Raw genomic sequence first — 22,604 nt, 5'->3', positions numbered from 1 at the left:
GGCCCTTGACGCCGCACTTGCATTTTGCAAGTATGGCCGCATGAGCCTATTCATCACCTGCCCTGTTGAGAACGTTGAGCGTTCCACCGCGTTTTACACCGCCCTCGGGTGGACCCTGAACACCGAGATGTCCGATCACAACGTGTCCTGTTTCGCGATCGCTCCCGAGCAATACGTCATGCTCGGCAGCCGCGAGATGTACGCGAGCGTCGGTGGCTCCGAAGAGCTGATCGGCGGGCCCGACACCCCCTCGAAAGTCACGGTCTCGTTCGACCTCGGCAGCCGTGAGGCGGTTGACGAACTCACCGAACGCGCCGGCGCTGTCGGCGGTCGGATCGGTGACACCGACGACTACCCCTTCATGTACCAGCGCCAATTCGACGATCCCGATGGTTACCACTACTCGCCGTTCTGGATGAAGCCGGACGCCGATCCGACCGCGTGAGCAACCTCGCCGCTGCCCTCGACATCGTCGGAGCACGGTGGGCCCTGCTGATCGTGGAACGGCTGCTCGACGGGCCACAGCGCTACGGCGACCTGCAGCGTGACCTCGGAATTCCGACCAACATACTCGCCACCCGGCTGCGCGAGCTCGAGACCGCGGGAGTACTGTCGCGACTACCGCTGCGGCACAACACCCGGGCCTACGCGCTGACCGATCGCGGGATCGCTTTGAGCGAGGCCATCGCAGCCCTGGCGCGCTGGGGCAGCGAGGAATGACATGACGTTGGTTGCTTCGGCAGTGGGATCATGGACCCATGGTTTCCGCTCAACGCTTTTTCGCCGGCAGGCCCCGCCCGCGACCCATCAAGCCCGGTCCCGGCCAGGAATCAGTGTGGGACTACCCCCGGCCGCCCAGGGTCGAGAACCGTAAGGAACGAATTGAGGTCCATCTGGGCGGGCAGGTCATCGTGGACACCACCGATGCTGTGCGCGTCTTGGAAACCAGCCATCCGCCGGTTTACTACGTGCCGTTGGCTGCGTTCCCGGCAGGTGTCTTGGTCCCCGTTGATGGCGCGAGTTTCTGTGAGTTCAAGGGGCAAGCGGACTACTTCGACGTGGTGGCCGGCGGTAGCCGGGTCCTGCGGGGCGGCTGGACCTACAGGGACCCAAAGCCTGATTACGAGGCGCTGCAGGACCGCGTGGCACTCTACCCGGACCACATGGAACAGTGCCGGGTGAACGGCGAACAGGTGGGGTTCCAGGAAGGCGGCTTCTACGGCGGCTGGATTACCCGGGGGATCGTTGGCCCGTTCAAGGGTGGTCCCGGCACTTCAGGATGGTGAGACCCCGGCGTCGTCAGCGGCGGTCGAAGGTGAGTCCGCCGGGGACCTGGAAGGTGGGCATGAGTTCGAGCATGCCCACGTTGACGTGGCGCGGGGTTTCGATTGCGTAGTCCAGGGCGTTGACGATGTCGTCGGTGGTGAGGGATTCGTAGCCTTCGTAGTAGGTCTTCCAGGCCTCTTCCATGGCCTCCGGGGAGCCGCCCATGTTCCGGCCGAAGATCTCCGTCTCCACCCGGCCCGGGCAGATCTCGGTGACGCGGATGCGTTTGCCCACGGTGTCGTTGCGCAACTGGCGGGAGATCTGGTGCACGGCGGCCTTGGTTGCGTGGTAGACCGTGTGGCCGTAGAAGTTGTACAGCCCGGCGATGGAGCTGATGTTGACCACGTGGCCCAGGTCCCGTTCCACCATGCCCGGCAGGACCAGGCGGGTGAGCTGGAGCAGCCCGCGCAGGTTCACGTCCACCAGTTCGTCGATGTCCTGTTCGGAGGAATCCAGGATGTTCCCGGGACGGGACACCCCGGCGCAGTTGACCAGCACGTCCACTTTGAGGTCCCCGACGGCGGCGGTCAGCGCGGCGGTGTCGGTCAGGTCCACCACGTGCGGGACAGCGCCGGTGCGCTCGGCCAGTTCGGCCAGGCGTTCCTCGTTCCGGGCCACGGCGTGGACCGTGAGGCCGCGCTTGGCCAGGCGCTCAGCGATCGCGGCGCCCATACCGGTGGACGCACCCGTGACCAGGGCGGTGGTGTAGTCGGAAAATGACATGGGATCCTCCAAAAAGGTGGGAAAAGGGGCGGGCACCATCAACCAACTGACAGCACCCGCCCTCCGAGGTGGACCGCTACTTCTCGGCGCCGGACTGGGCGGCGAGGTTGCGGGCGATGTCGCGCTTTTCCGTAGCGGCGGCGACGAGCGCCTTTTCCTGGTCGCTCTGCTGGACGTCGTCGAGCTCAGCGAGTGTGTACTTGGTGGTTTCCTTGGCGGTGAGCGCTGATGCGCCGGCGATGATCATGAATCCGAGGGCGATGATGGACGGGCCTACCCAGCCCTTGAGGTCCGGGCCTGCGAGGGCCGTGGAGAGAACCGGGCCGATGACGCCCGAGACGGCGAAACCGATCTGGGTGCCAAGGGCGAGACCGGAGACGCGCAGTCGGCTGGGGAACATCTCGGAGAAGAAGGACGGCCAGGAGGCGTTCACCATCGAGTAGAAGAGCGAGTAGTTGATGATCCCGAAAATGAAGATCAGCGCCCAGTTGCCGGTGGTGATGGCCCAGAGATAGGGCGCCATGGTGATGCCTACGCCAACCGTCCCCAGGAGGAACATGGTCTTGCGGCCGATCTTGTCGACCAGGAAGCCGGCCACGGGAGTGATGGCGAGGGCGACTACGGCCGAGACGGTGGTGGTCAGGAGCATGGTCGGTTTGTCCAGCCCGTATCCGGTGGTTCCGAAGGCGACCGAGAAGGTCTGCATCATGTAGCTGGTGCCCGCGATGATCGCGCAGAAGACGATCCGGAGAACGGCGCGCCAGTGAAAGCGCAGGAGGTGCTTGAGCGGAGACGAGTTCACGTTGCGCGACTGGTTCTTGACGAACTCCGGCGGCTCCTGGACATGGCGGCGGATCAGGAAGGCCACCACTACCACCAGCGCGGAGAGCCAGAAGGGGATGCGCCAGCCCCAGGTCAGCAGCTGCTCTTTAGGCATGGCGGCGATCGGGATGAAGACCAGCAACGTCAAGAGCGTGCCGGTGGAGGCTCCCAGCGTGGTGAAGCTGGTGATGAACCCGCGACGGCGCTCGGAAGAGTGTTCCAGGCTCATGCTGATGGCACTGGCCTGCTCACCGGAAAGGCAGAGACCTTGGATGACGCGGATGAGTACCAGCAGGATCGGCGCGAGGGCTCCGACCTGCGCGAACGTCGGCAGGCAGCCGATCAGGAAGGTGCAACCGCCGATCCCGAACAGGGTGATCATCATGACGAACTTACGGCCGAAGCGGTCACCCATCGGACCCAGGATGAGGGAACCGAGGGGACGTACCGCGTAGCCGACAGCGAAGGTGACCATCGCAAGCAGCACGCTGATGCCCTGCGGCAGCTCAGGGGAGAAGAAGAGGACGTTGAAGATCAGCGCCGATGAGGTGCCGTACACGGCGAAGTCGTAGTACTCCAGCGTGGTTCCGATCCAGGCGGCGATCGCCGCCCTGGCCGGTGTCTTCTTAGGAAGAGTGGTATTTGTCATTTCGTCTCCATGGCGATGGGTGAGAAGCGGTCTTCCGGATCTGTACGAGCTGGGAAAGGGAGCTCGAGTTGTCTGACCGGCAGGACCTGCTTGAGCTGTTGTGCACGAGCGTTGTCTGTTCGTGCAGCTCTGCCGACTGGCCTCTGAGATCAAACTAATCCGTGAGGTGTGGGTCACACAAAGACAGCTTTTATGTAGCTACATAGCAATAAGTTATGGATGCTGCCTGCCTGGGAGCAGGGCCTTCATTCATAAGCAAGCGCTATCGGGGCATCCTGATTTTGTCTTACGCGGCGATCGCTTGCGGTGCCTAGCATTGAGCTGCCGGCCGATGTTCCTAGGCCGCCGGACACGCCAATTCTTCGGCCGGGGGAGTCTGATATGGACAACAACAACAGGAACCACAAGGAACGCGGCGGATGCCGGGATTCGCTGGTGGCCTGTACTGGATCTCCCTGCCCTGCGAACGGCTGGTGGCAGCCTCGTGAACCGCTGGCCGAGGCTACTTTCGTCTTCGAAGGCACCATCATGCCCTCGCACCACGATGCAAGCACCGAGTGGACCCTGGTGGAAGACGCAGACCGACTCTGAGCAGGAAAGGCCCGGCTGTGACCCTGGAACAGCCGTCAACCCACTAGAACAGCGGCCAGGGAACCGCGGACATCTCTCCACTCGGGGCGGGGAATTGCCCTGCCAGGAGCAAGCGTTCGCAGCGTGCCGAGAGCGCTTCGATCTCGTCGCTGCTGAGCAGTTCCGCGAGGTCCTGGCCCAGGCCGCCGGCGAGTCCTTCGCTGACACGGCCAATGCCATCCCGCTCCTCGGGGGTCAGGGAGTCACCCAACCATCCCCAAAGCACTGTGCGCAGCTTGTGCTCGCTGTGAAAGGTGAGCCCGTGGTCCACACCGTGCCTGTGTCCATCCGTCATGGCCAGGACGTGGTTGCCCTTGCGGTCCGCGTTGTTGACCACAATGTCGAACACGGCCATCCGTCTGAGCGCCGGCGTGTCCTCATGAACCAGTGCCACCATCTTGCCGGTCCCGTCCTGCCCTTCGAGGACTTGTTTCCAGCCGGTTTCAGGCACTTGGTCGGAAGCCACCAGGTCAACGGCGGGGTGGTCTGGGTCCTGCTCCTGCCAGAGCTGCACCATGCCTTCGCCCAAAGGGCCCTCGCGCAGCCACGTGTGCGGAACGATGTCCCAGCCGAAGGCCTCCGAGACGAGGAATGCCGCCACCTCCCTGTGGGCGAGGGTGCCATGCGGGAAATCCCACAGCGGACTTTCGCCTGCAACGGGTTTGTAAACCACCTGGACGTCGCCGATGCTGCCCAGGAAGGTAGCGTTCGATGCGGTGGTGATGCGGCCAGTGAGCGTCAGCTCACCGGCCAGCAGGTCCTGATCCGGCATCAGGCCTCGGGAGGCGTGCAGGTGTGACCCTCGGGGTCAATGGGGTACCCGCACAGCTCGCACATCGGGCGTCCGGCGGCGACGATTTCGCGGGTGCGCTTGGCAAATGCGCGCGCCGCGCCAACCGGCATTCGTACCACCATCATCTCGGCGAACTCAGCGGCTTCCGCCTCGAGGGGTTCCTCGTCGGGATCGTCGTCGGCCATAGGGTAGGCCTCGATGACCACCTGAGCAGTTGAGGGATCCCAGCCCAAACTCATGGCGCCGGTTCGGAATTGCTCGTGCGGTTCCTCCAGCGGCTCGTTGTCCACGAGTTCAACCGGCGTTCCCTTGGGAACACTGAAGGGGTTGCCCTCCACTGTGATGAGTTGGTCGAGAATCTCGTCGATCTTTTCGGCGAGCAGGGAAGACTGCTGCTTTTCAAGGGCGATGCTCACCATCTGCTTCCCGGCGCGCACCTGGAGGTAGAACGTGCGTGCCCCTGGGAGGCCAACGGTGCCAATGACAACCCGGTCAGGCCAATCGAACTCGTGAACGCGCGTAGGCATGTGAGTATTTTATGCACATGGAGTTCAGGGAGTCTTCTGCCCGGCGCCACCGCCCACCGGAGCATCGCTGCTCAGGATGCCTTTGGAGAGCCAGGACAGATCGCCCGCCTCCGTGTTGGTGGCATGAACGCTTGGCCTGGTGGCTCCGTAGTGGACAATCGACACGGAGGCAGGACCAACGTTGATGCGCTGGAACAAATCAAGGTGCATGCCCAGCGCGTCCGCGAGGATGGACTTGATGATGTCGCCGTGGCTGACGGCCACCCACACGGCCCCGGCACCGTGCTCGGCCTCGAAGGCTGCATCGTGTCGACGGATCGCTGCCACCGAGCGCGCCTGCATCGCGGCCATGGATTCGCCGCTGGGGAACACGACGGCGGACGGGTGCGATTGCACCACCGGCCATAAAGCCTCATTCGCAAGCTCACTGAGCGCACGTCCCTGCCACTGGCCGTAGTCGCATTCGGTGAGGTCCGGATCGATGGGTGCATGCGGCGTGCCGGGCTGGCGGTCGAGGATGTGTTGAGTGGTCTGCAGGCAGCGTTCCAGGGGACTGGATACCACCCCAACCACCGGAACAGCCGCGAGCCGCTCGCCGGTCAGGGCGGCCTGTTCGTGCCCGGTCTGGTCCAGGCTGATTCCCGGAGCCCGGCCTGCCAACAAGCCCGTGGCATTGGCTGTGGTGCGTCCGTGCCGCACGAGGATAACTGTCGCCATCCAACCAGCCTAGCCACCCGACCGACCACTTTGCTTCCAGAAACTATGGAAACGCACCCGCGCCGATCGGATCGGCGCGGGTGCTGGCATGTGAGTTAGTTGAGGAGTGCTTGGAGCGTGTCGGCGAGGGCGTGGGCTCCGGTTTCGGCGTCTTCGTCCACTACGTGTTCCTCGGGGGAGTGGGAGATGCCGCTGGGGTTCCGGACGAACACCATGGCTGTGGGGATGTAGGGGGAGAGGACGCCTGCGTCGTGTCCGGCGCCGGTGTCCAGGATGGGGGCGTCCGGGAGGGCGAGTTGGAGTTGTTTCTGGAGTCCGGGGTCGAAGTGGACGGTGGGGGAGAGGGATTCCTCGGTGAGGGTGACGGTGCAGCCTTCTTCGGGGGCAATCAGTTGCGCTTGGGTGTGGATGGCTTCCACCACTGCGGCGGTGACGGCGTCGTCGGGGTGGCGGACGTCGAGCCAGAAGTCCACGCGGGAGGCGATGACGTTGGTTCCGCCGGGCACGGGTTGGATCCTGCCCACGGTGGCCCGGGCGTGTGGTTGTTCGCGTGCGGTGTCGCGGATCGCGACGACGGTGCGGGACGCGGCGATCATGGGGTCGTGCCGGTCGGTCATGAGGGTGGTGCCGGCGTGGTTGCCTTGGCCGTTGATGCTCAGTTTCCAGCGTCCGTGGCCGAGGATGGAGGAGGCGATGGCGATGGGCTGGTTGAGGTCGATCAGGCCGCGGCCTTGTTCGACGTGGAGTTCCACGAACGCACCGATCTGGCCCAGCAGTTTCTCGTCGCGGCCGACGAACCGTGGGTCCAGTCCGTTGGCGGTGGCGATGTCGGCGAAGGTGTTGCCGTCGGGGTCGCGGAGGTTGCGGGCTTTGTCGGGGTCGATTGCGCCGGTCATGAGGCGGGAGCCGAGGCAGGCGACGCCGAAGCGGGAGCCTTCTTCTTCGGGGAAAACCACGACGGCGAGTGGCCGGGTCGGGGTGGTCCCACGGGTTTTGAGGATATCTACGGCGACGAGGGCGGAGGCGACGCCGAGGGGCCCGTCGAAGGGGCCTCCGCCGGGGACGGAGTCGAGGTGGCTTCCGGTGACCAGGGCGTTGGTCCGGTCCTTGCTGGGGGTGTCCCACCAGGCCCAGATGGCGCCGTTCCGGTCGGTTTCGACGGACAGTCCGCGCTGGGTGGCTTGGTCGATGAACCAGCTTCGCAAGTCGAGTTCGGCGGTGGAGTAGACGGGCCGGGTGTAACCGCCGCGGATCGGGTCGGTGCCCAGGTGGGCGATGTCGGACATCAATCCGGTGACTGTTGCCGCCGTCGTGCCTGTCCGGTTGCTGGGGCTTGGCTGGTTGGTGAGGCTGCCGGTGGTGTTGGTCATGCGAGGGCTCCTGCTGCTGTGGCCTGGGTGGCCAGGTGGAACTGGTCGGGGACGGATCCGGTGCCGGTGGCGAGGTCCGCGCCGAGTTGGCCGATCAAGGGTGCGAACTTGGCGCCGTGGCCTGAACAGGGGGAGAGGATGGTGACACCCTCGGCGCGGTCGATGATGAAGTCCTCGGTCGGGGTGTTGGTGAACAGGCAGGTCGTCTCCGCGTACGGTTCGGGGACGACGCCGGGCAGGTACTTTTCGACGTAGTCGATGACGCGGCGGCGGTTCTCGGCGCTGATCTGTCCGTCCTGGTCCGCGGCTGAGGGCAGGATTTTGCCGCCGTTGTATTCAGCGACTTTCTGGCCACGGAAGCCGGCGTCCCGGCCGCCGGGAAGACCGTACGCTTGCCAGCCTTCGCGTTTGTGGATGAACGTGGGCCAGGTAGCCGGGTCGGTGCCGTCGATGTAGGGGAAGTGGTAGGCCTGTTCCTGCCGGACCTCGAAGGCAGGCATGTCCGCGAGGAACCCCGCGGGCAGGGCCAGGGAGCCCAGGAGCTGGGGGAGCCAGCCGCCGGCGGCGACGATCACGTTGCCTGCCTTGACGGTGCGGTTGTCCTCGGAGGTCAGGGTGTAGTTCCCGGCGGTTCCGGTGATGGAGGCCAAAGCCCAGTTGGTCTGCGGGACAGCCCCGTGGGCCACAGCCTGATCCACCATCGCGGTCACGGATTCGTGGGCGTCGATCACGCCCGCGCCGGGGTGCCAGAGGACGTCGGTGTCGAAGGCGATCTGGCCCCACCGGTCCTGGGCTTGCTTCGCGGTCAGGAGTTCGTGGTCGATGCCTCGTACTTCCAGGACAGCCGCGAGACGCTCGGGTTGGCGGATGGACCCGTAGTCCACTGCGCCGTGCGGGGTGATGAGCTGTTTGCCGGAGAGGCGGGCGAGTTCGTCCCAGCCGGTTTTGGCTTCCTGGACAAGTCCCGTGTAGAAGGCGTCCGGGTAGGCGTAGCGGAAAATCCGGGCAGAACCGTGCGAGCTGCCGGCGTCATTTGCGGGTGTGGTCCGTTCGAGCAGGGCCACGTCATGGGCCCGGGAGGCCAGCTGCCAGGCCGTGGCCGCGCCGGACAGCCCGGCCCCAACAACGACGTATTCGAACGATTCCATGGAGTGCTCCCTGCGGTTCGGCTTGATGTTTGATGCGGTGAATCCAGTTACTCATCCGTTAGAGGGCTGCGTCTAATATCATTTTTGAAGGAATTATTATTGTGAATCGAAAGAATGCTCATGGAACTTCGACAGCTTCGTTACTTCTTGGTGGTAGCCGATGAACTGCATTTCGGCCGTGCCGCCGAGCGCCTGCACATTACCCAACCACCACTGACAGTGGCTATCAGGCGGTTGGAGAGTGAGTTGGGCGTCCAACTCTTTGACCGGACCACCCGCCGCGTCACCCTGACGGTGGCGGGTGAGTCTTTCCGGAGCCGAATCCAAGGAGCCGTGTCGGAACTGGACGATGCTGCCGGAGACCTCCCCATGGTGGCCGCGGGACATAGCGGGCGCATCAGGGTGGGATTTGTCAGTTCGGCCAGCTACACCACCATCCCGCAAGCAATCAGACTCTTCAGGGAACGCCGGCCCCGCGTCGAGTTGGTGCTGAGTCCGCTCACCAGCGGTGAACAGATAGAGCAACTGCTCGACGGCGGGTTGGACCTTGGCTTGGTCCGTGACCCTGGTGAAGTACCCGGCCTGGGCCTGGAACCAGTCAGCGCCGAGGACCTGGTAGTCGTGCTGCCGGAAACCCACCCTTTGACCGCTCACCCGGAGATTGCGGCACAGCAACTCGAAGGCGAGCCCATGATCCTCTTTCCCTACCGGCTCATGCCCGGATTCGTGGCTCGCGTGTTGCGCTTGTTCGACCCCGGGGGCTCCTCCCCGCAAGTGGTCCAACAGGCGATCCACCAGGAAACCGTGCTTGGGCTGGTGGCGGCAGGAATCGGATTGTCGATCCTTCCGGAGTCAGTGCAGCGCTTCCAGATGCCAGGCGTCGTTACGCGGCCCATTTCCGGGCGCCCCCAGACGGCCCTCTATGCTGCCCGGGGCACCAATGCCTCTCCGGCGGTGGACGAGTTCCTGGATTGCCTGAAGGGGCTGGAATGCCAATCCAAATAACCGAAACAGGGTATTGCTAAGTAGGCTTAGTAATGGTGTCCTTGTATTGGGACGAAGAGATCGTCCTGCTGCCAGACCCTGAACCGGACAGCCCCGCCGAGCCCTCGGAGCCAGCATGTTTGGGATTAATGGACCTCACCTCACCCGGCTCACGCAGGATTCCCGGCCTTTGGGATGCCTGCACTGCGGATCCGATGAAAACGTAGCGATCGAGTCGATAGAGTCGTTGCCTCCGCACCCGGGAGAACTGCAGGTCCAGGTTGGCTATGTTTGCCGTAAATGCCAAGGCAACTACCGGCACCGCGCCCGCTTCCGGGACGTGGCCGCCGTCCTGAACCGAAACCAGACGTTGGAAGGACTGCTTCGCTTCGCCGGCGAATACTTCCACTGCGGGGAGGCCATGCGGATTGTTGGCTCGAACACCAAGAACATCTACGCTCCACTTTCCACGGACGATCTTCCCGCGGAGGCGCCACCGGAAACGCCCGCTGTAAGCGTCGGCACTTCCGTGCTCCGCTGCCGATGCGGCTTCCAACTGGAGGTGCCGGACTAGACACATGGAGTCGCGACACCACTGCCCTTGGATGTCCACGGGGCAGGCGGGAGGTTAGGCCCTGCAGCGTGCGCCAGTAGATCAGTTGCTGCGTGGAAACGAAGCGGTTATCGCGGCCTCCTGACCGTGTACTCGGCAATGATGACGCCCGTAGTAGTAACAAGGCTGCGCGCGAGTTCAAGGTCAGCACGGGTCGAGTCGGAGAAGAGCCGGGTTCCTGATCCGAGGACAATCGGGTGGATCAGCAGGCTGTAGCGGTCCACCAGTCCGGCTGCATGGAGTTGCCGCACCAGGTCGCCGCTGCCCATGATCATGAGTTCGGCTGAGTATCGCTCCTTAAGTGATGCCACACCCTGCACGGCGTCGCCCGCCAGGAGTTCGCTGTTTTCGTAGGGCAGCGTGGCCTCTTGATTCCGGGAGGCAACGAACTTGTCCGAGCCAAGCAGCACGTCAACAAAGGGGTTGGGCCCTATGGACGTCCAGTGCCCCAGCACGTCGTCGTAAGTGCGGTGCCCAAAAAGCAGGCCCCCGCCGGCGCTCATGCCCTCGCCTGCGTAGCTCATGGACACGTCGTCCTGAAATCCGTTCGCCCAGCCACCACGGGTAAAACCGTTCCGTGTGTCTTCATCGGCGCGGCCCGGGCCCTGCATGACGCCGTCCAGGGTGACGCTTTCAAACACGGTGATGGTGGACATTGCTTCCTCCTGGCCGCGTGAGCGGGCTTTCAGCAGGTGGCTGGGGGACAGGTTCACCAGTCTTTGCCAACGCAAGCAGCGAGTCAATGCCCTGCGGGCCTAGAACGGCAGTGGAAGCTTCGCCATCCGTCCTCCGTCCAGGACCAGCACCTCACCTGTCATGAATCCCGCGCGGTCGCTGGCCAGGAACACGGCGAGGTCGCCCACGTCCCCCGGTTGCCCGATGCGGCCGGCCGGGTGCAAGGCTTGCAGCCCCGCGCGGGCAGCGTCCGGGTCCGTTTGGGCGTCGAGGTACTTTTCGCTGAATTCGGAAGCGATCCACCCCGGGGCAATGGCACTGCAACGGATGGCGTCTGCACCCAAATCAACAGCCAACGCCTTCGTCATTCCGTGGATGCCTGCTTTGGAGGCCGAGTAGGCAGAGTGCCCAGGGTTGGCGGCGAGTCCCTCGATCGAGCCGATGTTGATGATGCTTGCGCTGCTGCTGCGCCGGAGGTGGGGTAGGGCTGCCTGGATCAGGAAGCGCGGGGCCCGCAAATTCAGGGCCATCATGAGTTCCCATTCGCCGGGCTGGATGTCCTCCACGCCACGCTCGAACATGATGCCGGCGTTGTTGACCAGGACATCGATGGCACCGAGGTGTCCAACTGCCAGTTCGACGGCGGTTGGGATCGCCGCCATGTCGGTCAGGTCCGCCTGGATCAAGTGCACTTTCGGGTGGCTGGCCAGGGGTTCCTCAAGGGGCCGGCGTTGTATGACGGCGACGCTCGCGCCCTCCTCGAGGAACCGCCGGGTGATTCCGCAGCCGATTCCTTGGCCGCCGCCGGTTACGATGGCAGCTTTTCCGTTGAGTTGCATGGGAGGTTCCTTCAGTCGCGCTGGCCAGCGGCCGCCGTCGAACGTTGAACAGACTTAACGCGGTTGGTGAGTTTGCCGATGCTTTCGATTTCCACGGTGACAACGTCGCCGTCTTTCAAGCCGACAGGAGGGTTGCGGAAGACGCCCACGCCGGCGGGCGTGCCAGTCAGGATGATGTCACCCGGCTCCAACGTGGCTGTCTGCGAGACGAAGCTGACAATGTCGGCAACGCTGAAGATCATGTTGGCTGTGGTGGAGTCCTGCATGAGGATTCCGTTCAACCAGAGCTTGATCCCCAGGTTCTGCGGGTCCGGGACCTGGTCAGCCGGGACCATGGCCGGGCCTATGGGGCAGAACGTGTCCAGGCTCTTGCCGCGGACCCACTGGCCGTCGTCGAACTGCAGCTCCCTTGCGGAAACGTCGTTGGCGCAAAGGTAGCCGGCCACGTAGTCCAGGGCTTCGTCGCTTGAGATGTTCCGCGCCCGCCGGCCGATGACAACGGCCAGTTCTGCCTCGTAGTCGGTGCGCAGGCCTTCGGGCACCAGGATCTCGCCGCCATGGCCCACAAGCGTATTGGGCCACTTGGCAAAGAGCAGCGGGCGGGTTGGGGCGTCGAGTCCTGCCTCGGTGGCGTGGTCGCGGTAGTTCAATCCGACGCAGATGATTTTCGACGGCGGCCCTATCGGCAGGCCGTCTCCGGCACCAGAGGCGGCGGGAACGGTGGGGGACTGGGTGTAGGTGGTCATGTCAGGACTCTTTCCGGTGGGTGTTTGTGCGGACGGTCTTGCCCAGGCGCCAAACTGACAATATGCATATTTTATCTTGAGGTCAATGTCGAATATGCATATTGTCGCAAGCAATGATTGCCTGCGATACTTGGCCCATGTCCACACCCACCGGTCAGCTCCGCTCAACCACCATTGCGGGGGCCATCGCGGCCGAACTCCGAGCCGAGATTGCCGTTGGGCGCATCGCGCCGGGGGAGAAGCTGCGCCAGAACGAACTCGCCGCCCGTTTTGGCGTGAGCACCACCCCGGTGCGCGAAGCCATTGCCATCCTTCGGCATGAGGGATTGGTGCGTCATTCCCCGCAGCGGGGGGCTACGGTCTTCGCCCCCTCGGTTGCGGAGTTGCGCGAGCAGTACGCCATCCGGACAGAGTTGGAAGCACTCGCAGTCAGGCATGCTGCCGGCAACTTCCACGAAGGCAACGCCGCACCCCTCCAGGCGATCATCGATGAAATGAAACAGTGCACGGATCCGGACCGGTACGTGGAATTGAACCACCAGTTCCACATGGGTCTCTACCGGCTGTCGGGCATGGAGCAGCTGGTGGAATTGATCGACAACCTGCGGGGATCCTCATCGGCGTACCTGCAGATCTATGCCACGACCAGCAGCCCTTCGCCCCAGTTGGATGACGAGCACAGCCGTATTCTGGAGGCTTGCAAAGCCGGTGACGTAGCAGCAGCTGACAAAGCCATTCGGGACCATTTGCAGACCAGCGTTCAGAGCATCCTCAGCACACTCCCGGAAGACACCGCCACATAACCCACTGGTGGTCGCCCCGGGAATCCGGCCCGGCCGATTGCGAACCCTAACGGCGCCTGACGATGAGGTCGGCGAAGCTCCTTGTTGATTCGATGAACCGTGCATTGGCTTCATCAGGGCCATTAGCCCAGGCTTCAGCATCGGCCTGCGCCATTCCCGAGGTTACGTGTCGCTGGATGAGCTGGGCGACGCGGATCTCCTGTGGGGTCTCCACGAACCAGACTTCATCCAGGTAACCGCGGACTTCGCTCCAGCGTCCCTGCCGGGCCAGGAGATAGTTGCCTTCCGTCAGCACGAAAGTCGTCGACTTTGGAACAGCAATGGATGCCGCGACGGGCTCTTCAAGGCCGCGGCGGTAGGCGGGCGCGTAGATGACCTCCTCGTCGTTGCGCCGCAGCCGCTGAAGCAGGGATAGGTACCCGCCGACGTCGAACGTGTCGATTGCGCCTTTCCGTTCCCTCAGCGGCGTCCCATCGATGATGGAGTTCGCCAAGTGGAATCCATCCATGGGGACTACGGCGCCGTCGGGGCCAAATTGCCCGGCGAGGCGTTCGGCAAGAGTGCTTTTGCCCGCGCCCGGAGCCCCCACCAAGCCGATGATCAGCCGTCCACCCGGGCTGGCTGCGCCACGAAGACGCCGTGCAAGGCGGGCGATATCGCAGGGAACAGCAGGCACTGTTTGTTTGGCGCCGGAGGAATTCATCCTCCGAGCGCTCCATCCAGAAGGGCACGCAGCTCCTGGAAGTGCCGCTCGGCGTCGCCGTCGGAGGCGGGAAGGGGGATGACCATGGGGATTACCCTATACCCGAGATACAACCTTTAAACCTAATTCGCTCTTGAACTGTGACCTTAAAGGTTTGTAAACTCTTAACATCAGAGGGACTGCGAGGGGGGCGGTTCCATAGAATTCCAGAGAATCGAGGGTCACCGTGGACCACGAGGATACAGTCACCATTTGGCGGCGGGCCGGCAATCAAACGCCACCCCGTCAGCTGAGTCTCTACGCTCAGGCGCTTGTGAGGGAGTGCCCCGTGGGCATTTACCGGGCCCTGAACGACGCCCAGGAAGACCAGGCGCTGCTTGCCCTGTTCCGTGTGGACAGGCCGCAGGCGACCTTGGCTTCCCTGCACCAGCTTCCGGCTCTTGCCCTCTCCAGTTACCACCAACTGCTCCACGACCTCGCGCGAGAAGGACTGGGGCCCGGGGGTTTCGACGGCGAAGTCCCCATCTGTCCGTCGCTGCCGGCACGGTCGAACCCGCCGGACCACCCTTGGAGGAGCCATGTGTGACAACTGCCTCCGCGCCCTGTACGAGTTGAACCTCCAGTGGGGCAACCAGTCATTGGACATCGCAAGGATCCGGCGCATCCTCGACGGCAAGGAAGACGAGGCAGCGTAGCTTCGCCGGGCCATTTACCCAGCGGCTATCCTTTCTGTACTGCCCATTGACCAGCAATCCGCCCCAAGGAGACCTGACACCATGTTTACGAAGAAAGGCGACGCAGCAGTCCTCGCCAAACTCGGCGAAGCTCCCGCACCGTACCGGGAGATCGGCGAACGCCTGCATCGGATCATCCGGGACAACGCGCCCTCCTTGGAGCCCATCGTCCGCTGGGGACTGCCGTTCTATGTGAAGGACGGCCAGGATGTGTGCTACATCAAGCCGGACAAGGACTACATCGTCTTCGGCTTTGGGGAAGTGGTGAATCCTGCCCAGGAGGAGGGAGCCCACATGCATCCGGTCGCCTGGAACATCACTTCGCTCGACGACGCCACCGAAGCCAGGATCAAGGCCCTGGTGGAAAAGGCGGCCAGCTGACCTCCGCCACTGGCGGACAGAGGAAAGCGCGAACGACGGCGGCTGGCCCGTTTCGGTTCCCCGGGAACCAAAGCGGCCTGCCGCCGTCGTGCTTTATGGCCCTTAAGGGGGTTAGTGCCCATTCGCAAAGTCACGGGTCTTTCATGACGACTGCGTTAAGTTGTGCTGGTCACATCCGTTTGCTTCTTCACGGGTGATCCGCCCACTCTTGCATCACCCTATATTTCAGCGCTTGTCAGCGCGTGCCCAACGAAGGACACCATTTATGACTGACGTTCTCTGGTTTTCCGATCTTGGCCTGTCCGACCTTGACCAGGTTGGCGGCAAGAACGCTTCTCTTGGCGAGATGGTTCAAAGCCTCGCCTCTGCAGGGGTGAAGGTTCCGGACGGTTTTGCTACCACGGCCGATGCTTATCGGCGGTTTTTGAGCGGATCCGGGCTGGATGCCCGGATCGAGAATATTCTGGAAGGCCTGGACAGCGGCGATGTGGCCGCTTTGGCCAGTGTCGGCCAGCAGATCCGGGATTTGATTCGTGAGACTGCTTTTCCTGCGGGTTTCGAAGATGAAATCCGTGCCGCGTATGCCCGGCTGACGGCTGAGCATGGCGATGATGTTTCCTGGGCGGTGCGTTCGTCGGCCACGGCTGAGGACTTGCCGGATGCTTCCTTTGCCGGCCAGCAGGAAACGTTCCTGAACATCCACGGCATTGAGAACATCCTGGTGGCGATCAAGGATGTCTTTGCCTCGCTGTACAACGACCGGGCCATTGCGTACCGCGTCCACCACGGCTTCACGCACTCCGAGGTTGCTTTGTCGGCGGGCGTGCAGCGCATGGTCCGTTCCGACGTCGGCGCCTCCGGGGTGATGTTCACCATGGACACCGAGACCGGTTTCCAGGATGCCGTGTTCATTACCTCCTCGTACGGTCTGGGTGAGGCTGTGGTCCAGGGTGCGGTTAACCCGGATGAGTTCTATGTCCACAAGCCTGCGCTGGTGGCCGGGCGTCCGGCGGTGCTCAAGCGCGGGCTGGGGGAGAAGGCCATCCAGATGGTCTACACGCAGTCCCGTGAGGTGGGCCGCACCGTGGACTTCATCCCGGTGGCTCCGGAGCTGCGGAAGCGTTTCAGCCTGACCGATGCCGAGGTGGAGCAGTTGGGCCGGCACGCGCTGGCTATCGAGGCGCATTACGGCCGTCCGATGGATATCGAGTGGGGCAAGGACGGGGTGGACGGGGAACTGTACATCCTGCAGGCCCGCCCGGAAACGGTCGAGTCGCGGAAGGCCGCGGGATCGGTTTCGCGTTACCGGCTTGCCGAGCGGTCCACGGTGTTGGTCGAAGGCCGGGCGATCGGCCAGCGGATCGGTGCCGGGCAGGTGCGGGTGTTGTCCTCGATCGATCAGATGGCCTCGTTCCAGGAGGGCGACGTGCTGGTGGCGAACATGACGGACCCTGACTGGGAACCGATCATGAAGAAGGCCGCCGCGATCGTCACCGACCGGGGTGGACGGACCTGCCACGCGGCGATCATCGCCCGTGAACTGGGCATCCCCGCCGTCGTCGGAACCGGATACGCTTCCCAGATCCTCAAGGACGGCACGCCCGTCACTGTCTCCTGCGCCGAAGGCGAAGCGGGTCTGGTGTACGAGGGTTTGCTGGAGTACACGCTGCAGGAAACGTCCCTGGAGACCATGCCCGAGGCTCCAGTGAAGATTATGATGAACGTCGGAACCCCGGAACAGGCCTTCAGTTTCGCCAAGCTCCCCAACCACGGGGTGGGCCTGGCACGGCTGGAATTCATCATCAACCGCCAGATCGGCATCCACCCCAACGCGCTGCTCGCCGTGGCCGGTGAAGTGGCCCGCCCTGCCACCCTGGATGACTTCACGGTCCGGCAGATCCGGGAGAAGACCGCCGCTTACGACGGTCCCCGGGACTTCTACATCCGCCGCCTGGCCGAGGGCATCTCCACCATCGCCGCCGCGTTCGCGCCCGAACCGGTGATCATCCGGCTCTCGGACTTCAAGTCCAACGAATACGCCAACCTGATCGGCGGTCCGGCGTTCGAACCCGAGGAAGAAAACCCGATGATCGGCTACCGGGGCGCGTCCCGGTACCTGTCCGAGTCCTTCCGGCAGGCGTTCGAACTCGAATGCGAAGCCCTGAAATACGTCCGCAACGAGATGGGCCTGGACAACATCAAGCTCATGGTCCCGTTCGTCCGGACCCTGGACGAAGCCCGCGGCGTCATCGAGCTGCTCGCAGCCAACGGCCTGCGCCGCGGCGAGAACGGCCTGGAGATCGTGATGATGTGCGAACTGCCGGCCAACGCGCTGCTGGCCGATGAGTTCCTGGAATACTTCGACGGGTTCTCCATCGGCTCCAACGACCTCACCCAGCTCACCCTGGGCCTGGACCGCGACTCAGCCCTCGTGGCCGAAGCCTTCGATGAGCGCAACCCCGCCGTGACCAAACTCCTGGAAATGGCCATCAGCGCGTGCCGGGCCAAGGGCCGGTACGTCGGCATCTGCGGCCAGGGTCCCAGCGACCACCCGGACTTCGCCGAATGGCTCCTGGCACAGGGAATCAGCTCCATCTCCCTGAACCCGGACGCCGTCACGGAAACCTGGCTCCGCCTGGCCCGCACCAGCAACCACGCCACCGTCTAAAATGGTCGACCATCATGCCGTGGGGGCGGGCACCCAGCCCGCCCCCACGGTGTTCTTCCTTTCCGACAGCACCGGAATCACCGCCGAGACCCTCGGCAACACGTTGCTGACCCAGTTCCCGGCGCAACGCCTGGAGCGACGCACCATTCCCTTCATCACTACGGTGGAGCAGGCCTACGACGTCGTATCAGTCATCGACCGGGTGGCTGCTGCCGGGCCCCGGCCCCTTGTCTTCTCGACGACGGTGAGCCCCGATGTCCGCGCCGTCCTGTCGCAAAGCACAGGCCACTTCTTCGATTTGTTTGGCGCCCATATCGGCCAGCTGGAGCAAGCACTCGGATCCTCAGCCAATGGCCTCCCCGGCCAGGCGCATGGCGTCGGTGACGCCGTCCGGTATCAGTCCCGGATGGCCGCCGTCGAATACGCCATAGAGCACGACGACGGCCAGTCGCTTCGGGCACTGGAACGCGCAGAGTTGATCCTGATCGCCCCCTCCCGCTGCGGTAAGACTCCCACCACGATGTATCTGGCGCTGCAGCATGGGATCCTCGCCGCCAACTTCCCGTTGGTGGAAGAAGACTTTGACACCCTTACATTGCCCAAGCCGTTGCTCCCGTTCGCAACCAAATGTTTCGGCCTCACGTCGCAGCCGGTCCGGTTGAGCCAGATACGGCAGGAACGACGTCCAGGGAGCAACTACGCCTCGCTCCCGCAGTGCACCTTCGAACTCCGCAACGCCGAGGACATGTACAGGGCCAACAACATTCCCTACGTGAACTCGGCTTCCATGTCCGTCGAAGAGATCTCCGCGACGGTGCTTCAGAAGATGCAACTGCACCACTGACAGCTTCTTTGACGTCGCTTAGCCGCAGTTGATTCCCGGCACGCGGGCGCCGTATTTGTTTCCTGCCGCACCGTCCCGACCGCCTTCGCCACCCACAGAAGGCGCTCTGATGTGTTTCCGCAATGTTTCCAGCATGTTAACTGGGCTGAGAAAATGCGCCATCTAATTTCTCACTTAATTCTTCATAAACGCCTCGCGAAATTGCTTTCAACGGCGTAGTTTTGCTCCATCAATGAATGCAAGTGACCCGCATCACACTGGCTGTGTTCGTAGTTGAACCGGCCAAATCCGCTGGAGCAGAGTGTGCCGGGTTTGCCGGTGGTTTCCTTCCACCCCCACCGGGGTTGAGGCGATCTCCGGCCGGCACCACCTGCAGATTCCGGGGCCGTTACCGCTGGCGAAGCGGTGACTTCCCGGCCTGTCTCAAAGCCGGGGTCCGGGAGCCCGACCGTTGTTTCACCGCCCCCGGGATCCCACCGATTGTGACCATTTCGCGCCTCCCTGCCTGGGATTCCCCTTCCCGCGGACTCTTTAGCGTGTCCGCGGATGTTTTCCGCGCTTCCACCGGGCCGGGATCGATGCCGCGCGGCCACCTGCTGTCAGTACATCAAGGAGATGTTATGAGTGAAAATCGTGTAGATGGCGTCGACCATCTGAAGAGGTCGATCAACTGGAAACAGGGCATGGCCATTGCCCTGGGCGTGCCCCTGCTGATCCTGCCCTCCCTGGGCTACCTGCCGATGTATGTGTCTGCCGCGGCCATCCTCATCTGGGCGATTTCGGTGCTTCAGGGCTTCCTGCAAAACGCCGCCTACGCCGAGATGGCCACCACTTTTCCCAAGGCCTCAGGACTGCCTGGGTTCGCACAGCTGGTCTTCCGCAATGAAAACTTCAAGGGCAAGTACGACATCGGCAAGCTCATTGGCGGTTTCACTGCCTGGAGCTACTGGTTCGGATGGAATCCTATCCTTGCCATCTTCGCCATCCTGGTGGGCGGCTACCTGCACGGCCTGTTCCCGGTGCTGGGGGAGACCTTCAGCGAATACCAGCTTGCCCTGATCTCCGGCGTCGTGATTTTTGGTGGCCTGTATGTGGTGAACTGGTTCGGGCTGAAGGATGGCGCCATCCTCGGGTACATCCTGGCTGCCATCTCCTTGATTCCGCTGGTAGTCCTGGCGGTTGCACCGTTCGCCACGGGCCACGTGGACATGGCCAACATCACCGGAAACTGGTGGCCGTCCGATTGGGGCTGGGACCTGCACCATATCCTGATGCTTTTCGGCATCTTCGCGATCTCCCAGTGGAGCGCCTGTGCCTGGGAAACGGCGGCAATCTACGGGCCTGAATACAAGAACCCCGCCAAGGACGTCCCAAAGGCGCTGCTTGCCTGCGGACTGATCTGCCTGGTGCTCTACGTCCTCCTGCAAACCGCCGTCATTGGTGTCCTTGGTGTTGATGGCGTGCAGGCCCAGGCTGTTTCGCCGCTGATCCCGGTAGCCCAGGCAGTCTTTGGCCAGGCTGGTTCGATCGTCACGATCATCATGCTGGTTGCCGCAATGGTCCTGATCATCCAAACGGCCTATCTGGGTTCATCCCGCGCCATGCATTCAATGTCAACAGAAGGAAACCTGCCGGCCTTCATCGGAAAGACCAACCGCCAGGGAACGCCGTTCGTGGCCATGCTCATCATCGGTGCGTTCAACCTGGTCCTCATCTCCATGGGCAACGCGGCCGCCATCCTCGCAGCCTCGGCCATCGGCTACACGCTCGCCAACGGCATCAGCCTGCTGGCCTACGTCAGGGCCAAGAAGCACCCGGCCTTTGCCAACTTGGAGCGTCCGTTCAAGGCCCCGAAGGGCTGGAAGCATGTGTCCCTGGTTTTCGGTCTGTTCAACGTGCCGTTCTGCGTGGTGGGCGTGGTCTACCTGAACAGCTTGGAGATTGGTTGGACGTCAACCTGGGTAGGCTTCCTGGTCCTTGCCCCGTACGTGCCCATCTGGCTGTACTCCCAGCGTGAGAAGCGACGTCCCAACGGCGGATCCGCCGAGGAAACGGTGCAGCGACTCGATGCAGCGGAGCCGGAGAAGGTACTGGATCCCACCCCTTAGGAAGCGGGCGTTCGGGGGACGCGTGGCGCGGCGCGGGAAAGACTCTCCCTGGCTCCGTGCGCGGCTCCCACTGAGGCCAGATGGCCCAACAAATCCAGCTGAAGGCCCTGACGGCACATGACCACATGAAGTGGCATGTGACCGTCAGGGCCTTCAGCTGTCTTCGTATTGTGGCGGGCCGCATGACGTTTCCCCGGCACGCCAGGATGTTTCGCTTATGTTTCCAGTATGTTAACTCGACTGGGAATTAATGCCGAAGAATTTCTCAGGTAATTCTCGATAAATCGCTCGCATCAAAGAAATTCATGGCGTAGTTCTGCTGCATGAAAGGAATGCGGGTGACTGGCATCACAGCAGGTGTGCTCATCGCAGAGCTTCTCTGAGTCCCTGGAAACCAGGGCATGCCAGGCAGTCGTACGGCCACCTGCCGGCCCCACCGGACCAAAGGTGCTCGTACGCTCCGTTCCGTCGGCCTTGATGGCCATTTCCGGACAATGTTGAACGGTTCCGGCACATCAAAGGCCCGTTATGTACGTTTCGCCCTGATGAGCAATACCGGGCCCTGCGGGATATAGACACATCGCTTCCCGGGGCCTGAGCGCCGTCAGCAGGCGTCCCTTCCCAGGAAACAAAGGAGTTAGTTGTGACTTTGAATGCTGATACTGAGGTTTTGGTGGGTGTTTCGCATCCGTTGGATCCGTTGTCGCGGGTGGAGATCGCGCGTGCGGTGGCGGTGTTGAAGGAGGGTCCGGCTGCGGCTGAGTCGTTCCGGTTTATTAGTGTGGAGTTGCGTGAGCCGTCCAAGGAGGATCTGCGCGCGGGTGTTGCGGTGGCGCGTGAGGCTGACGCGGTGTTGGTGGACCGTGCGGTAGCTAGGTCTTTTGAGGCTGTGGTTGATCTTGAGGCCGGGACGGTGGATTCGTGGAAGATGTTGGCGGAGAATGTCCAGCCGCCGTTCATGCTGGATGAGTTCGCTGAGTGTGAGGACGCGTGCCGGAAGGACCCGGACGTGATCGCGGCGTTGGCCAAGCGTGGCCTGACGGACCTGGATTTGGTGTGTTTCGAGCCGTGGTCGGTGGGGTATTTCGGTGAGGATAACGAGGGCCGGCGCCTGATGCGGGCGTTGGTGTTCGTCCGTGATGAGGCTGATGATTCCCCGTACGCGCACCCGATCGAGAACTTCATTGTTTTCTATGACCTCAACGCCGGCAAGGTGGTCCGCCTCGAGGATGACCAGGCCATCCCGGTCCCCTCAGCCCGCGGTAATTACCTGCCCAAGTACGTCGGCGAGCCCCGCACGGACTTGAAGCCGTTGAACATCACCCAACCCGAAGGCGCGTCCTTCCAGGTCACGGGCAATCATGTGCGGTGGGCTGACTGGTCCTTCCGGGTCGGGTTCACCCCGCGTGAGGGCCTGGTGCTGCACCAGCTCAAATTCCGTGACAACGACGTGGACCGTCCGGTGATCAACCGTGCCTCGCTCTCGGAAATGGTCGTCCCCTATGGTGACACGGCCCCGGTGCAGGCGAAGAAGAACGCGTTCGACTCGGGCGAGTACAACATCGGCAACATGGCCAACTCCCTGACCCTGGGTTGTGATTGCCTGGGTGAGATCAAGTACTTCGACGGGCACTCGGTCGATTCGCACGGCAACCCGTGGACGATCGAGAACGCGATCTGCATGCACGAAGAAGACGACTCCATCCTGTGGAAGCACTTCGATTTCCGTGAAGGCACCGCCGAGACCCGCCGGTCCCGGAAACTGGTCATTTCCTTCATCGCCACGGTCGCGAACTACGAA

At 63.1% G+C, this 22,604-nt stretch carries 23 protein-coding genes and 1 pseudogene; 13 read left to right on the top strand and 11 right to left on the bottom strand.

Features of this window, described 5'->3' with window-relative positions; genetic code table 11:
- Window positions 1–40: 40 nt before the first annotated feature.
- Genes ACH488_RS04575 through ACH488_RS04565 form a run of 3 tightly spaced genes read left to right on the top strand, consistent with a single transcriptional unit; the run spans window position 41 to window position 1,286 of the window.
- Window positions 41–445 carry a VOC family protein gene (locus ACH488_RS04575; RefSeq protein WP_397322560.1) on the top strand — a complete coding sequence of 135 codons (405 nt, stop codon included), beginning with the start codon at window positions 41–43 and terminating at the stop codon, window positions 443–445.
- Window positions 442–720: a winged helix-turn-helix transcriptional regulator gene (locus ACH488_RS04570; RefSeq protein WP_397322559.1), complete on the top strand. Its 279-nt coding sequence runs from the start codon at window positions 442–444 to the stop codon at window positions 718–720. Before ACH488_RS04575 ends, ACH488_RS04570 begins: the two co-directional genes overlap by 4 nt.
- 38 nt (window positions 721–758) lie before the next feature.
- A complete protein-coding gene (locus ACH488_RS04565; RefSeq protein ID WP_397322558.1) occupies window positions 759–1,286 on the top strand; it encodes a DUF427 domain-containing protein in 528 nt (175 codons plus the stop codon).
- 13 nt (window positions 1,287–1,299) lie between these two features.
- Here the strand turns inward: ACH488_RS04565 and ACH488_RS04560 are convergent, their stop codons facing one another.
- Both ACH488_RS04560 and ACH488_RS04555 read right to left on the bottom strand, forming a co-directional pair.
- A complete protein-coding gene (locus ACH488_RS04560) occupies window positions 1,300–2,049 on the bottom strand; it encodes an SDR family oxidoreductase (protein ID WP_397322557.1) in 750 nt (249 codons plus the stop codon).
- A 76-nt stretch (window positions 2,050–2,125) separates the two neighbouring features.
- Window positions 2,126–3,520, bottom strand: coding sequence for an MFS transporter (locus ACH488_RS04555; RefSeq protein WP_397322556.1), 1,395 nt, complete (start codon window positions 3,518–3,520; stop codon window positions 2,126–2,128).
- A gap of 381 nt (window positions 3,521–3,901) precedes the next feature.
- Here ACH488_RS04555 and ACH488_RS04550 point away from each other — a divergent pair, with 381 nt between their 5' ends.
- A complete protein-coding gene (locus ACH488_RS04550; RefSeq protein ID WP_397322554.1) occupies window positions 3,902–4,111 on the top strand; it encodes a hypothetical protein in 210 nt (69 codons plus the stop codon).
- 43 nt (window positions 4,112–4,154) lie between these two features.
- Here the strand turns inward: ACH488_RS04550 and ACH488_RS04545 are convergent, their stop codons facing one another.
- From ACH488_RS04545 to ACH488_RS04525, 5 genes are all read right to left on the bottom strand, one after another.
- Window positions 4,155–4,922: an SCO1664 family protein gene (locus ACH488_RS04545; RefSeq protein WP_397322553.1), complete on the bottom strand. Its 768-nt coding sequence runs from the start codon at window positions 4,920–4,922 to the stop codon at window positions 4,155–4,157.
- The gene (locus tag ACH488_RS04540; protein WP_397322552.1) at window positions 4,922–5,470 is read right to left on the bottom strand and encodes a DUF3090 domain-containing protein; all 549 of its coding nucleotides are present in this window, start codon (window positions 5,468–5,470) and stop codon (window positions 4,922–4,924) included. Before ACH488_RS04540 ends, ACH488_RS04545 begins: the two co-directional genes overlap by 1 nt.
- Window positions 5,471–5,494: 24 nt before the next feature.
- The gene (locus ACH488_RS04535; RefSeq protein ID WP_397322551.1) at window positions 5,495–6,187 is read right to left on the bottom strand and encodes a histidine phosphatase family protein; all 693 of its coding nucleotides are present in this window, start codon (window positions 6,185–6,187) and stop codon (window positions 5,495–5,497) included.
- Window positions 6,188–6,282: 95 nt separating this feature from the next.
- The gene (locus ACH488_RS04530; RefSeq protein ID WP_397322549.1) at window positions 6,283–7,557 is read right to left on the bottom strand and encodes an allantoate amidohydrolase; all 1,275 of its coding nucleotides are present in this window, start codon (window positions 7,555–7,557) and stop codon (window positions 6,283–6,285) included.
- Window positions 7,554–8,705 (bottom strand): FAD-dependent oxidoreductase, encoded by a 1,152-nt coding sequence (locus tag ACH488_RS04525; protein WP_397322548.1) that lies wholly within the window; start codon window positions 8,703–8,705, stop codon window positions 7,554–7,556. The genes ACH488_RS04530 and ACH488_RS04525 overlap by 4 nt, the downstream gene beginning before the upstream one ends.
- Window positions 8,706–8,825: 120 nt before the next feature.
- On the opposite strand from ACH488_RS04525, the gene ACH488_RS04520 reads away from it, so the two are divergent.
- Both ACH488_RS04520 and ACH488_RS04515 read left to right on the top strand, forming a co-directional pair.
- A complete protein-coding gene (locus tag ACH488_RS04520) occupies window positions 8,826–9,710 on the top strand; it encodes a LysR substrate-binding domain-containing protein (protein WP_397322547.1) in 885 nt (294 codons plus the stop codon).
- Window positions 9,711–9,825: 115 nt separating this feature from the next.
- Window positions 9,826–10,263, top strand: coding sequence for a hypothetical protein (locus ACH488_RS04515; protein ID WP_397322545.1), 438 nt, complete (start codon window positions 9,826–9,828; stop codon window positions 10,261–10,263).
- A gap of 107 nt (window positions 10,264–10,370) precedes the next feature.
- Here ACH488_RS04515 and ACH488_RS04510 read toward each other — a convergent pair whose 3' ends face one another.
- From ACH488_RS04510 to ACH488_RS04500, 3 genes are all read right to left on the bottom strand, one after another.
- Complete coding sequence (locus ACH488_RS04510) at window positions 10,371–10,958, bottom strand: dihydrofolate reductase family protein (RefSeq protein ID WP_397322544.1); 588 nt, start codon at window positions 10,956–10,958, stop codon at window positions 10,371–10,373.
- A gap of 99 nt (window positions 10,959–11,057) precedes the next feature.
- On the bottom strand, window positions 11,058–11,816 hold the full coding sequence (locus ACH488_RS04505; RefSeq protein ID WP_397322542.1) for an SDR family NAD(P)-dependent oxidoreductase: 759 nt from the start codon (window positions 11,814–11,816) through the stop codon (window positions 11,058–11,060).
- Between the two features lie 11 nt (window positions 11,817–11,827).
- On the bottom strand, window positions 11,828–12,562 hold the full coding sequence (locus ACH488_RS04500; RefSeq protein WP_397322540.1) for a fumarylacetoacetate hydrolase family protein: 735 nt from the start codon (window positions 12,560–12,562) through the stop codon (window positions 11,828–11,830).
- A gap of 137 nt (window positions 12,563–12,699) precedes the next feature.
- On the opposite strand from ACH488_RS04500, the gene ACH488_RS04495 reads away from it, so the two are divergent.
- On the top strand, window positions 12,700–13,365 hold the full coding sequence (locus tag ACH488_RS04495) for a GntR family transcriptional regulator (protein ID WP_397322539.1): 666 nt from the start codon (window positions 12,700–12,702) through the stop codon (window positions 13,363–13,365).
- A gap of 46 nt (window positions 13,366–13,411) precedes the next feature.
- Here ACH488_RS04495 and ACH488_RS04490 read toward each other — a convergent pair whose 3' ends face one another.
- Complete coding sequence (locus ACH488_RS04490; protein WP_397322538.1) at window positions 13,412–14,068, bottom strand: nucleoside/nucleotide kinase family protein; 657 nt, start codon at window positions 14,066–14,068, stop codon at window positions 13,412–13,414.
- Between the two features lie 328 nt (window positions 14,069–14,396).
- On the opposite strand from ACH488_RS04490, the gene ACH488_RS04485 reads away from it, so the two are divergent.
- The 6 genes and pseudogenes from ACH488_RS04485 to ACH488_RS04460 all read left to right on the top strand — a co-directional run.
- A complete protein-coding gene (locus tag ACH488_RS04485) occupies window positions 14,397–14,654 on the top strand; it encodes a hypothetical protein (RefSeq protein WP_397322537.1) in 258 nt (85 codons plus the stop codon).
- A gap of 190 nt (window positions 14,655–14,844) precedes the next feature.
- The gene (locus tag ACH488_RS04480; protein WP_397322535.1) at window positions 14,845–15,183 is read left to right on the top strand and encodes a DUF1801 domain-containing protein; all 339 of its coding nucleotides are present in this window, start codon (window positions 14,845–14,847) and stop codon (window positions 15,181–15,183) included.
- Between the two features lie 265 nt (window positions 15,184–15,448).
- Window positions 15,449–17,851, top strand: coding sequence for a phosphoenolpyruvate synthase (ppsA, locus tag ACH488_RS04475; RefSeq protein ID WP_397322534.1), 2,403 nt, complete (start codon window positions 15,449–15,451; stop codon window positions 17,849–17,851).
- Between the two features lies 1 nt (window position 17,852).
- The gene (locus tag ACH488_RS04470) at window positions 17,853–18,695 is read left to right on the top strand and encodes a pyruvate, water dikinase regulatory protein (RefSeq protein ID WP_397322533.1); all 843 of its coding nucleotides are present in this window, start codon (window positions 17,853–17,855) and stop codon (window positions 18,693–18,695) included.
- 620 nt (window positions 18,696–19,315) lie between these two features.
- Window positions 19,316–20,803, top strand: coding sequence for an APC family permease (locus ACH488_RS04465; protein WP_397322531.1), 1,488 nt, complete (start codon window positions 19,316–19,318; stop codon window positions 20,801–20,803).
- Between the two features lie 643 nt (window positions 20,804–21,446).
- Window positions 21,447–22,604, top strand: a pseudogene (locus tag ACH488_RS04460) (tyramine oxidase); the annotation flags it as partial.

It is taken from the genome of Paenarthrobacter sp. NPDC018779, from assembly GCF_044391085.1.
Lineage (GTDB): Bacteria > Actinomycetota > Actinomycetes > Actinomycetales > Micrococcaceae > Arthrobacter.
This window is presented reverse-complemented; position numbering and strand designations above follow the sequence as displayed.

Excerpts from the sequence above, each read along its gene's own strand:
- ACH488_RS04545 (WP_397322553.1), bottom strand. The coding sequence starts at position 4,922 with ATGCCGGATCAGGACCTGCTGGCCGGTGAGCTGACGCTCACTGGCCGC.
- ACH488_RS04465 (WP_397322531.1), top strand. The coding sequence starts at position 19,316 with ATGAGTGAAAATCGTGTAGATGGCGTCGACCATCTGAAGAGGTCGATC.
- ACH488_RS04490 (WP_397322538.1), bottom strand. The coding sequence starts at position 14,068 with ATGAATTCCTCCGGCGCCAAACAAACAGTGCCTGCTGTTCCCTGCGAT.
- ACH488_RS04470 (WP_397322533.1), top strand. The coding sequence starts at position 17,853 with ATGGTCGACCATCATGCCGTGGGGGCGGGCACCCAGCCCGCCCCCACG.
- ACH488_RS04530 (WP_397322549.1), bottom strand. The coding sequence starts at position 7,557 with ATGACCAACACCACCGGCAGCCTCACCAACCAGCCAAGCCCCAGCAAC.
- ACH488_RS04550 (WP_397322554.1), top strand. The coding sequence starts at position 3,902 with ATGGACAACAACAACAGGAACCACAAGGAACGCGGCGGATGCCGGGAT.
- ACH488_RS04480 (WP_397322535.1), top strand. The coding sequence starts at position 14,845 with ATGTTTACGAAGAAAGGCGACGCAGCAGTCCTCGCCAAACTCGGCGAA.
- ACH488_RS04500 (WP_397322540.1), bottom strand. The coding sequence starts at position 12,562 with ATGACCACCTACACCCAGTCCCCCACCGTTCCCGCCGCCTCTGGTGCC.
- ACH488_RS04540 (WP_397322552.1), bottom strand. The coding sequence starts at position 5,470 with ATGCCTACGCGCGTTCACGAGTTCGATTGGCCTGACCGGGTTGTCATT.
- ACH488_RS04565 (WP_397322558.1), top strand. The coding sequence starts at position 759 with ATGGTTTCCGCTCAACGCTTTTTCGCCGGCAGGCCCCGCCCGCGACCC.
- ACH488_RS04575 (WP_397322560.1), top strand. The coding sequence starts at position 41 with ATGAGCCTATTCATCACCTGCCCTGTTGAGAACGTTGAGCGTTCCACC.
- ACH488_RS04495 (WP_397322539.1), top strand. The coding sequence starts at position 12,700 with ATGTCCACACCCACCGGTCAGCTCCGCTCAACCACCATTGCGGGGGCC.
- ACH488_RS04505 (WP_397322542.1), bottom strand. The coding sequence starts at position 11,816 with ATGCAACTCAACGGAAAAGCTGCCATCGTAACCGGCGGCGGCCAAGGA.
- ACH488_RS04555 (WP_397322556.1), bottom strand. The coding sequence starts at position 3,520 with ATGACAAATACCACTCTTCCTAAGAAGACACCGGCCAGGGCGGCGATC.
- ACH488_RS04535 (WP_397322551.1), bottom strand. The coding sequence starts at position 6,187 with ATGGCGACAGTTATCCTCGTGCGGCACGGACGCACCACAGCCAATGCC.
- ACH488_RS04510 (WP_397322544.1), bottom strand. The coding sequence starts at position 10,958 with ATGTCCACCATCACCGTGTTTGAAAGCGTCACCCTGGACGGCGTCATG.
- ACH488_RS04520 (WP_397322547.1), top strand. The coding sequence starts at position 8,826 with ATGGAACTTCGACAGCTTCGTTACTTCTTGGTGGTAGCCGATGAACTG.
- ACH488_RS04525 (WP_397322548.1), bottom strand. The coding sequence starts at position 8,705 with ATGGAATCGTTCGAATACGTCGTTGTTGGGGCCGGGCTGTCCGGCGCG.
- ACH488_RS04560 (WP_397322557.1), bottom strand. The coding sequence starts at position 2,049 with ATGTCATTTTCCGACTACACCACCGCCCTGGTCACGGGTGCGTCCACC.
- ACH488_RS04515 (WP_397322545.1), top strand. The coding sequence starts at position 9,826 with ATGTTTGGGATTAATGGACCTCACCTCACCCGGCTCACGCAGGATTCC.
- ppsA (WP_397322534.1), top strand. The coding sequence starts at position 15,449 with ATGACTGACGTTCTCTGGTTTTCCGATCTTGGCCTGTCCGACCTTGAC.